General features: G+C 41.4%; 16 protein-coding genes. 3 read left to right on the plus strand and 13 right to left on the minus strand.

Going from position 1 to position 13,551, the window contains the following annotated elements:
• The 5 genes from A2517_RS04435 to A2517_RS04455 all read right to left on the minus strand — a co-directional run.
• The coding region (locus tag A2517_RS04435; protein ID WP_294894542.1) for a response regulator at window positions 1-258 on the minus strand (258 nt) is incomplete at its 3' end.
• Window positions 251-748, minus strand: a complete 498-nt coding sequence (locus A2517_RS04440) for a chemotaxis protein CheX (protein ID WP_294894544.1) — start codon at window positions 746-748, stop codon at window positions 251-253. The genes A2517_RS04435 and A2517_RS04440, both read right to left, overlap by 8 nt.
• Entirely contained in the window at window positions 748-2,892 is a 2,145-nt protein-coding gene (locus A2517_RS04445) for an ATP-binding protein (RefSeq protein ID WP_294894546.1), read from the minus strand. Before A2517_RS04445 ends, A2517_RS04440 begins: the two co-directional genes overlap by 1 nt.
• A 64-nt stretch (window positions 2,893-2,956) precedes the next feature.
• A complete protein-coding gene (locus tag A2517_RS04450; RefSeq protein WP_294894548.1) occupies window positions 2,957-3,169 on the minus strand; it encodes a hypothetical protein in 213 nt (70 codons plus the stop codon).
• 3 nt (window positions 3,170-3,172) lie between these two features.
• Entirely contained in the window at window positions 3,173-3,394 is a 222-nt protein-coding gene (locus A2517_RS04455) for a hypothetical protein (RefSeq protein WP_294894550.1), read from the minus strand.
• 195 nt (window positions 3,395-3,589) lie between these two features.
• Between A2517_RS04455 and A2517_RS04460 the strand changes: the two genes are divergently transcribed.
• Together A2517_RS04460 and A2517_RS04465 are read left to right on the plus strand one after the other, a co-directional pair.
• Entirely contained in the window at window positions 3,590-5,086 is a 1,497-nt protein-coding gene (locus A2517_RS04460) for an EAL domain-containing protein (protein WP_294894552.1), read from the plus strand.
• Window positions 5,083-5,856: a GGDEF domain-containing protein gene (locus A2517_RS04465; protein ID WP_294894554.1), complete on the plus strand. Its 774-nt coding sequence runs from the start codon at window positions 5,083-5,085 to the stop codon at window positions 5,854-5,856. The genes A2517_RS04460 and A2517_RS04465 overlap by 4 nt, the downstream gene beginning before the upstream one ends.
• On the opposite strand, the gene A2517_RS04470 is transcribed toward A2517_RS04465, so the two are convergent.
• The 5 genes from A2517_RS04470 to nifH all read right to left on the minus strand — a co-directional run bounded on the left by A2517_RS04470 (window position 5,857) and on the right by nifH (window position 10,584).
• Window positions 5,857-6,045: a hypothetical protein gene (locus A2517_RS04470; protein WP_294894556.1), complete on the minus strand. Its 189-nt coding sequence runs from the start codon at window positions 6,043-6,045 to the stop codon at window positions 5,857-5,859.
• A 117-nt stretch (window positions 6,046-6,162) separates the two neighbouring features.
• Window positions 6,163-7,707 (minus strand): nitrogenase molybdenum-iron protein subunit beta, encoded by a 1,545-nt coding sequence (gene nifK, locus A2517_RS04475; protein ID WP_294894558.1) that lies wholly within the window; start codon window positions 7,705-7,707, stop codon window positions 6,163-6,165.
• Between the two features lie 4 nt (window positions 7,708-7,711).
• Complete coding sequence (gene nifD, locus A2517_RS04480) at window positions 7,712-9,181, minus strand: nitrogenase molybdenum-iron protein alpha chain (RefSeq protein WP_294894560.1); 1,470 nt, start codon at window positions 9,179-9,181, stop codon at window positions 7,712-7,714.
• Between the two features lie 14 nt (window positions 9,182-9,195).
• The gene (locus A2517_RS04485) at window positions 9,196-9,555 is read right to left on the minus strand and encodes a hypothetical protein (RefSeq protein ID WP_294894562.1); all 360 of its coding nucleotides are present in this window, start codon (window positions 9,553-9,555) and stop codon (window positions 9,196-9,198) included.
• 114 nt (window positions 9,556-9,669) lie between these two features.
• On the minus strand, window positions 9,670-10,584 hold the full coding sequence (nifH, locus tag A2517_RS04490) for a nitrogenase iron protein (RefSeq protein WP_294894564.1): 915 nt from the start codon (window positions 10,582-10,584) through the stop codon (window positions 9,670-9,672).
• A 265-nt stretch (window positions 10,585-10,849) separates the two neighbouring features.
• On the opposite strand from nifH, the gene A2517_RS04495 reads away from it, so the two are divergent.
• Entirely contained in the window at window positions 10,850-12,415 is a 1,566-nt protein-coding gene (locus A2517_RS04495) for a sensor domain-containing diguanylate cyclase (RefSeq protein WP_294894567.1), read from the plus strand.
• A gap of 9 nt (window positions 12,416-12,424) precedes the next feature.
• Here the strand turns inward: A2517_RS04495 and A2517_RS04500 are convergent, their stop codons facing one another.
• From A2517_RS04500 to A2517_RS04510, 3 genes are read right to left on the minus strand one after another with little or no spacing between them, the layout of a single operon-like run.
• Window positions 12,425-12,865 (minus strand): GNAT family N-acetyltransferase, encoded by a 441-nt coding sequence (locus A2517_RS04500; protein ID WP_294894569.1) that lies wholly within the window; start codon window positions 12,863-12,865, stop codon window positions 12,425-12,427.
• Window positions 12,862-13,140 (minus strand): hypothetical protein, encoded by a 279-nt coding sequence (locus A2517_RS04505; protein ID WP_294894571.1) that lies wholly within the window; start codon window positions 13,138-13,140, stop codon window positions 12,862-12,864. Before A2517_RS04505 ends, A2517_RS04500 begins: the two co-directional genes overlap by 4 nt.
• A gap of 10 nt (window positions 13,141-13,150) precedes the next feature.
• On the minus strand, window positions 13,151-13,348 hold the full coding sequence (locus tag A2517_RS04510; RefSeq protein ID WP_294894573.1) for a CCE_0567 family metalloprotein: 198 nt from the start codon (window positions 13,346-13,348) through the stop codon (window positions 13,151-13,153).
• Between the last annotated feature and the right edge of the window lie 203 nt (window positions 13,349-13,551).

The following is a 13,551-nucleotide window of genomic DNA, read 5'->3' on the forward strand; positions in this document are numbered from 1 at the left end:
TTCCTGACCGTGAGACGTCACCATAATGATTTTGGCATTTTTATCGATTTTTTTTAGCTCTTTAACCGCTGTTATTCCATCCATCTCCGGCATTGTAATATCCATCGTCACCAAATCAGGCTTAAGTTTCGAATATAGAGTTATTGACTCCAATCCGTCTTTTGCTTCTCCAATGACTCTATGCCCTAAGGATTCTATCATTTTTGTAATATTTCTTCGCATAATTAACGAATCATCGACTACCAAAATATTAAGCATTCCATTCTCCTTTAGCCGATCCGATAACGTTTAATTCGATGTTTCCATAAGGGGTTGAGAGTACCGCACTGATTATGCCGGCACCATTTGTTTTGACAATCGATTTGGCATCTTCGATTGTTACAGGGGGAGTAATGCTCACCCCCCGTCCTTGATTGGGAAAATGGCTGAGAGATTGCCCCATAATCATATTGGCGATTTCTCCTGCCGCACTGTCGCGTAATTCGACAAATTCATCTTCCTTGATCTCTCCATAGGCGAGTCTTCGGGTCATAGTATCAAGAAGCAGTTCATTATACGTTGCATAGAATAACAAGTTTAGACTTCCGCCAATCCCTATCGTGGTGGTATATTTTTTTAATTCAACTTTATCCACCGATCGATACTCACCGTCAAATTCGATTTCAATTTTCATCTCATCGCTCATAAATACCTCTACTTGGTGTACAATGGCAATTAAAACCTTTTTTAATACCTCAATATTTTCCATCAAATGCCCTTGAGTAATGATTTTTTAGGGATTGTAAATTCAAAACGGGTCCCTCTTCCCAATTCCGATATCACCTTATAGCTTCCCCCAAGTTTCAAAAGTTCCGAACGTACCGATGCGAGCCCTATTCCTCTGCCGGAGAGATCATTGATCTCCTCTTTTGTCGAAAGATAATCTTCAAACAACAACTCAATCACAGATTCCTCATCCTCAAGTTCTTGGGATGTTCTAAACCCGCCATCAAGGGCTTTTTGTTTTAGTTTTTCTCTATCGATTCCACGACCGTCATCGCTGATTTTCACAATTACGGCATCTTCTGTCTCAGCAATAACAAAAAAGATATTTCCCTCTTCCTCTTTTTCGCGTTCCACTCTCTCCTCAGGAGATTCAATCCCATGATCAACACTGTTACGGATAATATGAATCAACGATTTAGCAAATCCTCGGAACGCTTCCCCTACGGAAACATTCGTTTTATCCTCTATCTCCATCACATTAAGAGATTTTTCAAGACGTTCACCAAGAAGTTCGACATATTTCGGCAAAGAAGCGAAATACTCTCCTATCGGCTTATATTTCAACCCTTTAATAACCTCTAGCAGCTCCAGCAGCTCATGACACTCCTCCGGTTGAGCGTCGATTAATTCTAGAATTTTATTTTGAAGCGTCTCATAGGTCACTTCATCGATCGTAATCGTCGTTTTTCTATCCATAAAATCATCACCCAGAGTATCACGCAAAATATCGGTATCTTTTTTAAGCCATAGCTCAAAATCAATTTTTTTCAGCATGGTTTGAATGGTTTCATTCGAGATCGTCTCATCTTTAAGCCATAAGGAGAGTCTGGATTCCACTTTATGCAACCCTTGAAGTGTGGTCATAAAATCTTTTTGGGCAAAAAGTCCCTTATAGGTATGAATCACACGATACAATTCTGTAAGATTTTGCTGTGGGGTATGTTCCCATACGATGAAACCTTCTCGCTCCGATAAAAAAGTTTGATACCCCTCCAACAGTTCGAAAAGCTCCTCGCTGTTACTGATGGCGGATACGATCATTTTGAGTCTGTTACGCTCTTTTTCAATGTTTTTTTCCAAATTTTTCTTATCGGTAATATCCGTTAGAATAAGCATAAACCGCTGTGGTTCTATCCGCTTATAGAGGATGTTAATAGCTTTATTATGAAGTACGAATTCGTATTGAAGTAGCGATAAAATCGCGTCGATCTTGACCTCATCTTCTTCCTCGAAAACGGCTCTGATGGTTTCATCAAAAAACTTTTTTTCCTCTACTTCTTCCGGATACAAAAGTTCTCCGATATTTTTCCCTTCAATCGTTTCTTGAAAGATTTCCAGACATTTTTGAGAATACTCATTTTCAACATTCAAAGAGGTTGAAAACGTTAAAAATCCCTGATTGGAATTATCAAGCAAACGGGTAATGGCAGAGGAACGCTCTCGTAAATCGGCTGTTCGTTCATCAACCTGAGCGGTAAGTTCTTTTTGGATACTCAGATTATGCATCCGATAAGCGACAAAAAATGGGATTAAAATAAGCATATAAAACAATGCTTCCCCCATTGAATGGAGTAAAAGCGCATTCAATTGAGCATTGATATTGCTCACTTCTATATCGGCTCCCGTGATATAAACACGTCCGCTTGGCGAAATATGAGGCAAATATACCGATCGGAAATGTCCCCATTGATCGGAAGACTCTTCAAACTGCATCTGTTGTGTTTTAAAGGCATCCAACAATAGGGGAGATTCATCGGTATACTCATCAAAAAAGTAGCTGATATCCTCACCGCTTTTAAGCTCTTCGCTCGTTGCACTGCTGGAGGTAAAATAGATTTTCCCTTTTTCTAAAACAAAGGAATAAACATATTTCACATTCATAGTTTCAGCAAACCGTGACAATACAAGACGATTTTGGAGATCGTCCGCAGGAGCGATAGTTCCCGTATGGATAGCGTTAGTATGCAAGGATGCCGGAAGAAGCTGATCGGTCACACTCGCACACTGAATCAATCTCTGATCTATTTCAGCTATCAGCTCCGAGCGCTGTTGCGTATATTGATATCCGATATACGCCATTACGGCCATTAAATAAAATGCCACGGCACCGTAATAGTACTTTTTCATCCCAGCCAATACCTTAATAAAATAAAATTGTTTTATTTTACTTAATATTGTCTTTTATCAAACTTCAATAGCTCCCCTCACCGACAGTGATCACAAAGTTATCATCCACCTCTACAACCCCGAATGAATGTTGTCCGCAAAAGCTCTCGTTTAACTCCTGCGCCCAAGCACGTGCGATTCTATACGCATTTTCTTTGTCGTCAAAGGTTTTAATTTGAGGCATATTTTTACGAATTGCACATTTGCACAATTTCTCTACTACTACGTGGTACTCCATAATTTATCCTTTACAGCCGCAGCCGCTAACCATTCCGATGACGTAATTATCCCCTACCTCAACAAGCTGGAATTCGTGCTTACCGCAAAAATGTCCCTGCATATAGGCCAATTGTGTTTCAGCCGCTTCATACGCATTCTCTTTGGTATCATAGGTAGTTATTTGAGACATCTCCTCTTTTTTCGCACAGCTGCATAATTTTTCAATCACAACATGATGTTCCATAGTAAAGTCCTTTATATTCAGATAGTATCATATCTGCATACACCGTTCCAGAATGGATAAAAAAAGTATCTTCTTCTCACTGTGATATAATATTTTATGAACATCCTAACAAAAGTGATAGTAAGTGCTAAATTTTAATCAAAGCTTTAAAAATGCCCTCTGGATAGCTGCTATTTATTTTATCTTTGGGGTGCTATGGATCTATTTTTCCGATACAGCCGTTGCATCATTAACATCCAACAGCTATCAGCTCACTCTACTCCAAACCTACAAAGGTTGGTTTTTTATATCCATTACCTCTATCTTTCTATTTTTTATCAGTTACCGTTTTTTTATCTCCAACATTTAGTCTATTCAGAACACAAAAACAACATTTTAGAAGCCAAAGAAAAATTTGATACATTAGCTCACCATGATCCACTCACCGGGCTCCCAAACCGTCTTAGCCTCATTGAAACACTGCAAATCAAAACAGATAACATGGAAAATCACCCGTTCGCCCTGTTGTTTGTTGATTTGGACGGCTTCAAAGAGATCAATGACTCGTATGGCCATCGCTTCGGAGATGAGATCCTGATCCTCTTTACAAAACTGTTACAGGATCTTTTCCCCAAAGATACGTTAATCATTAGACCTGGAGGAGATGAGTTTATTATAGTAATAGAATTAAAAACAGATCACCACTCTATTCAGATGTGCATAAACCGTCTGATACAAACACTCAACGATCCTTTTAATATCGATCATACTGAGGTCTATATCTCGGCAAGCATAGGAATTTCCCTCTATCCAGAGGATGCTTCCAACCCTGAAGAACTCCTCCAAAAAGCTGATGCGGCCATGTATAAAGCTAAAAGTTTCGGGCGAAATAGCTATAATTTCTACAATGACGGTTTGACCCAAGAATTACTGGAGCGAACTACACTTGCCTCCAATCTTAAAAAAGCTATTTCCAATCACGATCTTGCCCTCTATTATCAGCTTCAGATCAATCCTCATACAGGAAAAATCATAGGGGTAGAGGCACTTGCTAGATGGTTCACCGAAGAAGAGACAACCCCACCATCGGTATTTATACCAATCGCCGAAGAGCGCGGCTTAATCATCGAATTGGGTTCCTTTGTCTTAGAAGAGGGTTTTAAAACGGCTGTAAAATGGATGGAACAAGGGATATTTAGCGGCAGGATTGCTATCAATGTATCAGCCAAACAGCTTATTCACCAAAACTTTTTACTGCAGCTCGAAGAATTACTCCATAAAACAGAGTGTAGTCCGTCATGGATTGAACTCGAAATTACAGAGAGTTCAATCCTCGAATATCCTGAAAAAATGATCGCGTTACTCGGTGTCATCAAAAGCAAGGGATTTAAGATATCTATTGATGATTTCGGAACCGGATATTCATCTCTCTCCTATCTCAAACATCTCCCCATCGATAAACTCAAAATCGATATCTCCTTTATCCGTAATATCACGATGGAGCCTAAAAACCAAACTATCGTAAAAACAATTATCGCTCTGGCAAAAGGGTTGGGAATGGAAGTATTAGCCGAGGGGGTAGAGAGCATCGAAGAGATGGAATTTTTACTCGTCAACGGAATCGATTCGATTCAGGGGTACTATTATTACAAACCAATGGACCGTGAATCCATTGAATTAACGTTTACTAAATTAGAGAGCAGGATGCAATGAGCGATTTATACAAAGAACATATTGATATTACCAACGAAGTCAAAGAGAGTATTCAAAAATTAAAAGTCGTATTTCCTGCCGAATATAATCGGCTCTATGCTGAAAAAGCACACGCCCATCATGTCAAACTTAAACCCAATCAAGTTATCAGTTCTGAAATGCTCGATGAAAAAATGGTCCGTCATCTTATTACGTTATCCAAATGCACCGATGAAGCGATACATGCCATCGAAACCGAAGACAAAGAGGTATTAAAAAGTGTACTGAAACAGACTAAGATACTCCAACAAGAGATTCATGAACTGCAAAAAATAGTCTATGAAGACGGCTTAACCAAGAGCTATAATCGTCAATGGTTCGAAGATACACTCTGCAATAGCGATCATATCTCGGTTCGTGATAGCGGAACCCTTATTATGGTCGATTTGAATAAATTTAAACAGATCAATGATACCTACGGACATGTTGTCGGGGATAAAGTACTCATCCACATTGCATTCAAGCTCAAAGAGAGCGGAGGGCGTGTCGTACGATACGGCGGAGATGAATTTTTGGTTATATTCGATGCAAAAGTTTCACAAAATGAGATCAAAACAAAAATGGAAACGATTTTGGAATACTGTAACCATATACATTTTAAAGTTGATCAAAACGAATTTAAAATCAATTTTGCTTACGGTATGGCTGAGTTTAAGAAGGGTGCGAGTGTCGATTCGATTATCCAAGCGGCAGATAAAGCGATGTATCAAAATAAAATATCTCCTATGTAATTAGGAGAGCGGTGTAGTTTGCACGACGAAATAGAGTTCGTCTTTGAGCGTATTGAGGCTTTTGATAACATTTATGCGACGCATTTCATCGAGATCAAAATGTTGCTCTATCGAATCGTAAATGCGATCAATACTCGCATAGATTTCAACCATTAACTCCGCTTTTAGTTTATCCTGTACGCCGGCCATAAATCATCCTGTTTGTTTGACTAAGTCTTTCGTAAAAAACTCAACCAAAAAAATCTCCCAAAAGGGGAGAAAATGACGAGAAACAATGAAGTTTGCCCCCGAATGGAGGCGGTGTCCTTAGCGGACGAGGTCGAAGAAATAGTCAGTGGTAGCGATTTGTTTCGTATCTTCATCCAACTGATCAAGAACTTTGTTCGTGATCCAAGTAAGAAGATTCAACGCTCCATCGTACCCGCTGATAGAGTAGCGGTGTAGGTGATGACGGTCGAAAATCGGGAATCCGATGTAGATCAACGGAGTACCGGTGTCACGCATCAACTCTTTACCATAGCTGTTACCGATCATGAAATCGACCGGCTCAGTAAACAAGAGTGAACGCATGTGCCACAAATCTTTTCCAGCCCATACGTTTAGGCTATCTTTAGCCGGAGACGTATCAAGCAATGCTCTCATCTCAGCTTCCCAACCGTTCGGTGCATTGTGGCAAAGGACGTGAGTCGGCTCAGCACCCATCTCTAACAAGAATGAAACGGCTCCGAGAAGGAAGTCAGGATCACCCCAGATAGCGAATTTTTTACCGTGCATATACGGATAGCTGTCTTGCATAGCATCAACTAAACGGCCGCGCTCGATTTTAAGTTTTTGAGGAACTTCGGTTCCTGTTAATTCTGCGAGTTTCATAACGAACTCATCGGTACCTTTAAGACCGATCGGGTTACTATGTCCACCAGCGTGTTTCCAACGTTTTTCGACCATTTTCATGGTTTTAGTTGTTGAATATTTTTGCAATGAGATCGTTGCACTTGAATTGATACAATCTTTTGCATCATCCAATTTTGTTCCGCCAGAGAACATTTCGTAGTTACCAGCAGGCATATCCCATTGATCAGAGTGGTCACCCAACATGATATAGTCTGTGCCGAATGCTTCTACGATGCTTTTTACTGAACGGAGGCTTCCGATATACGTTTCAAAACCAGGGATGATGTTGATACGTTGTTTCGTTTCGCCTTTTTGACCCTCAGTGAGCTGAGACATGATACCGTGCATCATGTTGTCATAACCCGTGATATGGCTTCCTACGAATGAAGGAGTGTGCGCATACGGAATCGGATATTCTTCAGGTAAAAACTCACCTTTATCTTCTTCTTTAGCCGCAATGATAAACGCTTGTAAATCATCACCGATAACTTCTGCCATACAAGTGGTAGAAACGGCGATCATTTTAGGTTTATAGACTGCTGCACAGTTTTTAAGACCCTCTTTCATATTGACCAATCCACCGAATACCGCAGCATCTTCAGTCATAGAGTCAGAAACACATGGAGTCGGCTCTTTGAAGTGTTTGGTAAAGTATGAACGGAAATAGGCTACACAACCGTGTGAACCGTGAACGTAAGGCATAGTACCTTCGAATCCGAGAGCAACCATAACAGCCCCAAGAGGCTGACATGCTTTTGCAGGATTGACGGTGATTGCTTCACGAGCAAGGTTCTTCTCACGGTAATCCCATGATTTAGTCCACTCAGCGATTTCATCTACTTTCGCAGGGTTGATTGCGAGCATAGAAGATTCGAATTGTTTTTTGTTTGCGAGTACTTCTGCGTACTCCGGGCGTTTAAACAGGTCTTTCCCGTTTACGATTTTTTCTACTTCTTGCATCGTCTCAACCTTCCTTTTCCCATGGTGCTTTTGAATGAGCCCATACAGGTGAATTAATTGCTAAATCCATATCTTGTGCGAAAATCGCGAATCCGTCGTATCCGTGGTATGGACCGCTGTAATCCCAAGAGTGCATTTGGCGGTATGGGAGACCCATTTTTTGGAATACATACTTCTCTTTGATCCCTGAAGCGACAAGGTCAGGTTGAAGTTTTTTAACGAATGCTTCAAGCTCATACTCGTTGACGTCATCGTAGATAACGGTCGAGCGGAAAATCTCTTCTTTGGTACGTTTGTAGTCGTCATCGTGAGCGAACTCATAACCGGTTCCGATTACTTCCATACCCAAATCTTCATAGGCACCGATAACGTGACGAGGGCGAAGTCCGCCGACGAACAACATTACTTGTTTCCCTTCAAGACGTGGTTTGTATTTCGCGATAACCGCATCGATCATCGGTTGATACTTCGCGATAACCTCTTCACATTTTGCTTGGATACTTTCGTCGAAGAAAGCAGCGATTTTGCGAAGTGATTTAATCGTTTGGCTCGGTCCGAAGAAGTTATACTCGATCCAAGGAATCCCGAACTCTTTTTCCATGTGACGGCTGATGTAGTTCATTGAACGGTAGCAGTGAAGCAAGTTCAATTTTACTTTCGGTGTCAAAGCCATCTCTTTCATTGTCGCGTCGCCTGACCATTGAGCTACAACACGAAGACCCATCTCTTCAAGAAGGATACGGCTAGACCAAGTGTCACCGCCAATGTTGTAGTCCCCGATGATCGCAACGTCGTACTCAGTCGGAGTAACATCACTGATATCGATGTGGCTAAGATCGCCGTCAAAGATATAGTCACGAACCGCGTCATTAGCGATGTGGTGACCCAATGATTGAGATACCCCACGGAAACCTTCACAGTTAACCGGAACGATTGTTTTACCGATCTCAGCCGCTTTTGTTTTAGCAACCGCATTGATATCATCCCCGATCAAACCGATCGGACACTCGGATTGAACCGTGATACCGTTATTGAGTGGGAAAAGTACTTCGATTTCATCGACACATTTCCCAAGTTTTTTGTCTCCGCCGAAAACGATGTTGTTCTCTTGGAAATCCGAACAGAAGTTCATTGTAACGAATGTATCAACACCGGTTACCCCGATGTAATAGTTACGACGACCTGCACGGCTATATTGACCGCATCCGATAGGACCGTGGCTGATGTGGATCATATCTTTGATCGGACCCCATACAACCCCTTTAGACCCTGCATAAGCACAACCGCGTTGACTCATAACACCCGGAACGGTTTTTTTGTTTGAGCGGACATCACCGCAGGTTTTTTGATTTTCATCATTGGGAGTTCCGACACCGAGATGTTTTTCACGGTTTTTCGCCGCTTTCTCAGGATACGCTTTTAAGATCTCTTCAATGGCCGCTTTTTGTTTAGCTTCTAGTGTTTCTGGACCCATAATACACCCCTTCCTTACGCGACTTCGATACGGAATTGTTCCATCGAATCTAAGTTGTGACACAATTTCATTGTTTCATCATCTGCTGCATCTACACGTTTAGAGATAGCAGACATTTGGTAACGGTTCATGTAGATCATGTATTTTTGTTCTTTATTCGGGTTCTCTTCTTTGAAGTAATGAACCATAGCACGGAACAAGAAAGTATCTTTGTTGGTGTAGCTGATCCACTCTTTATCTTTGTCTTTTGTACCCATCAACAATTTGATCTCTTTAACGTCACTGATATCAACACCGGCAAGTTTTTCTGCAACTAATTCGTCTGGAATTTGATTCCCCATATCTGCTGGGAAGTGAAAACCTAATACAAACATCTAATCTCCTTTTTCTGTTGTTTTCTTTTCATTATTAACAAGATGTTATTTGTCATTTTCATGACGACCATTGAAGATCCCTCCAAAGAGGAATCCACGGGGTAACGTGACTAATTAAGCTTCTGCTGCTTTTCCGACTTGACTTTCGTCAACTTCGTCTTCAAGACCGAATGCAAGAAGCAAGTCTTCGAGATCATCCATACTGATTGGAGTAGGGATAATTTTCATATCGTTATAAACGATTTTACGAGCAAGCTCTTTGTATTCGCGAGCTTGGTCAGAATATGGGCTGTATTCAACAACCGTCATACGACGCAATTCAGCATGCTGAACGATGTTGTTACGTGGTACGAAGTGGATCAATTGAGTTCCGATACGTTGAGCAAGCTCAAGCGCCAAATCGTACTCTTTATCCGTCATACGAGCGTTACAGATAAGACCTGCAAGACGTACTCCACCTGTGTTTGCGTATTTCAAAATCCCTTTAGAGATGTTGTTAGCCGCGTACATCGCCATCATTTCACCAGACATAACGATGTAAATTTCTTGTGCTTTACCCTCACGAATCGGCATAGCAAATCCACCACAAACAACGTCACCAAGAACGTCATAAGAAACGAAATCTAAACCTTCTTCATCGTAAGCACCCTCTTCTTCAAGAAAGTTAATAGCCGTAATAACACCACGACCTGCACAACCTACTCCTGGCTCTGGTCCGCCTGATTCTGTACAGTTGATCCAACCGCCCGGAGTTTCTTTATCAAAAAGACCTTTTCCCCAAAGACGAGCTTGTTCCATCTCAACATCTTCGATGGTTCCCATTTCCGCTGCAAGAGAAAGAATAGTATCTTGTGCTTTCTCATGAAGAATCAAACGAGTTGAATCCGCTTTTGGATCACATCCGACGATCATAATATTTTTATCGAAATAGTGTGACATTGCTGCCAATGTGTTTTGAGATGTAGTAGATTTACCGATCCCACCTTTTCCGTAGAACGCGATTTGTCGCAAGCTAGCTGCTCCAGCCATGTTATCCCCTTATTTTTGAACTTCACTTAGGTTGATGCAAGGGGTGTTCTATGGTTTTTTGCGACATTTACTAAAAGAGAGCGACAAAATGACAACAATGATACAAATTTGTAGGAATAGGGTTTGCAGGGGTGAATATGCGAGGATTTGTAACTTTTTTTACGTCATCGGACACATTACAAATTCCATATCTTCGTAAACATAAGTAGGTAAATGATACTATTAAAGATACAAGAGCTACTTAACCCCTTTTAGACGGAGACTAATGGTGCACTTCATTGACTATATCTATTTTATCTACGGCCTTGCTTTTTTCCTGTTAGGCTTTAGTATTCTCCACTATCCGATGGAAAACTCCATTTTCAAATTCACCCGTGAATTAAAGTATTTAGGGGTATTCGGAATTCTTCACGGAATATCCGAATGGTTTATCATGTTCAAGTCTATGGGAGGAGAAGAGACAAAAGAGTTGTTTATTCTCGGCAGTTTAGTTACGATGAGCCTCTCGTATGCAGTCCTTTTTTATTTTGCCTTACGTGTTATCCGGAATAAAAAGTTTTCGATCATAACGCTTCTTCTTATTATTTCAGGATCAGCTGCATTACTCGTAGGTTTTCACCATTTCACCTTAGAGAATATCAATATATTGGTTCGCTATCTTATCGGTGCTCCCGGTATATTTATGACCGCATATATATTTTATCATCCGTTTTATCTCGTACAAGGATCCGTATATGATTCTATGAAACGGTGTGCGTATGTCCTTGCAAGCACTTTTTTCCTCTATGGTATCTTTGCAGGGATCATTGTCCCTGCCGGAACATTTTTTCCCTCATCCATAGTGAACGGAGAATCTTTTGAAGCATTTACCACGTTGCCGGTTGAGCTGTTCCGCGCGCTCTGTGCAATGATCGCAAGCTATGCGATCACGCAGATTCTTCGTGTGTTTAAACACCAAACCGACTTTCATATTCTCAGACTTTCAAAAGCACTCGAAGAGAGTGGAGATACCGTACTCATCACCGATTTAGAGGGGAAAATCGAATACGTCAACCGCACTTTTGAACAGCAATCAGGATTTTTAGCGCAGGAAGTAGTCGGTAACAAACCCAACATTCTCCGCTCTGGGGAACATCCAAACCCCTTTTATGAGCATCTTTGGAACACGATCCTTTCAGGGGAGACCTATCGGGGAGTTGTGACCAATAAACGAAAAGATAAAACTCTCTACCATGAATTCAAAACCATCGTTCCGTTGAAAAACAAACGTCAAGAGCTCACCAATTTTATTTCGACAGGTAAAGACATTACCTCCAGAGTTATCTTTGAACACGCACTGGAAAAAGCTGCAGCCACCGATCCTCTGACCGGGGCGGCGAACCGATTGCAGTGCAACCAATGGCTTAAATTATCGACCGATCAAGCCCGCCTTTACAATACTTCGGTTGCGTTAATACTTTTTGACATCGACGATTTTAAAAGTGTCAACGATACCTTCGGACATAATGCAGGGGATGAAGTCCTGATCCGGATTTCCGATATCGTCCATTCCCTAGTACGAAGCAGTGATATGTTCGTACGATGGGGCGGAGAAGAGTTTCTCATTTTGCAGATCGATACCCCATACGAAGGGACGATCGCCTTTGCCGAACGGCTCAGAAAAGAGATCGAACAAACAGACTTTAAAAACATCGGTCACATTACCATAAGTATCGGTGTCGCACAGTACGATGGAGTCGGAACTATCGAGTCGTTCGTCAAAAAAGCGGATGATGCCATGTATGCAGCCAAAATAGAAGGGAAAAACAGAGTCGTAGTGGATAGAGAATAATCGGCTCAATTACACTATGCGGTACATTAGCCCCATATTGCTTGTCTCAAATCCAAACGTTTTATAAAAACAAAGAGCCGGAGAATTGCGTCTGTCGGCTCCGAGACTAAGCCGTCCGTACCCCAAACGCTCAGACTCTTCAATCATTCCCATCAGCAGTAATCGTCCGATCCCCTTCCCCCGAAAATCAGCGGTAACAATCATATCTTCGATCAATCCAACCTTCTCTCCCATTGCGGTAGAGATCAAAGACTGCATCGAAACCATCCCGATCACCCTCCCTTCAACCTCTGCTACCAAAACCGTGGCCGCAGAATTTTGAAGCAACAATGTTAGACCGCGTATCTGTTTATCCGTATCGATCAAAAAATCGTCTTCAATCCCGAAAAGTTCACTGAGGAGCCCTGCCATTGCATCAATATCATCATAACACGCTCTTCGGATCATCATCGTCCCGTTTTCATCCGCTCTAAAATTTCACCCAATTTATCATGACGCAGTTGAATCAACCGCTCTATTTCATCGTAATCGAATTTCCCGAAATACGCCATATCGAAAAGGCGCAAAAGGGCTGCTCGACAGCAGCTTTTGTCACACTCCGTCACCAGCTTTTTTGCTTTTTTATAGGGAAGCGACGTCTCTTGAAAGATGGTGATTGCCTCGGCAACGCTCTTGTTGCCGCATTCACACACTTCGAGTGCTAAGACCTCTTCTTGTGTCGCCATACCTCACCCCTTAGAGGGAGTGCTCCGCTTTATAGGCATTCGCCTTTTCAACCGCTTCATACAATTTCTGAGCAAGCTCAGGCATTTTTACGTGATTCGTCCACACCGTATCTTCGACGATATCGTGGATTTCAGAGGCGACCTCTACCGCTAAACGTTTGAGTTTTGCCAGCTCTTTTTTGTGTTCTGCTTCATTCATTTCTGACATACTAGATCCTTTTTGAATCTATTAATGCATTTTTTATTCATTTGGAAAGACTTTTATAATCTATTTTCATCAATGTGTATATTACTAAGCTCTAACGCATAGAGTACCAGTGTAATATCGATTTTTTCAAAACTGTTGCATAAAAGCGACTTTAAATATTCCCTCTCGGAGTGCTCCGCTTTTTTAAAACTCGATAAGAATTT

This window comes from Sulfuricurvum sp. RIFOXYD12_FULL_44_77, assembly GCF_001830725.1.
GTDB classification, from domain to species: Bacteria; Campylobacterota; Campylobacteria; order Campylobacterales; family Sulfurimonadaceae; genus Sulfuricurvum; species Sulfuricurvum kujiense_A.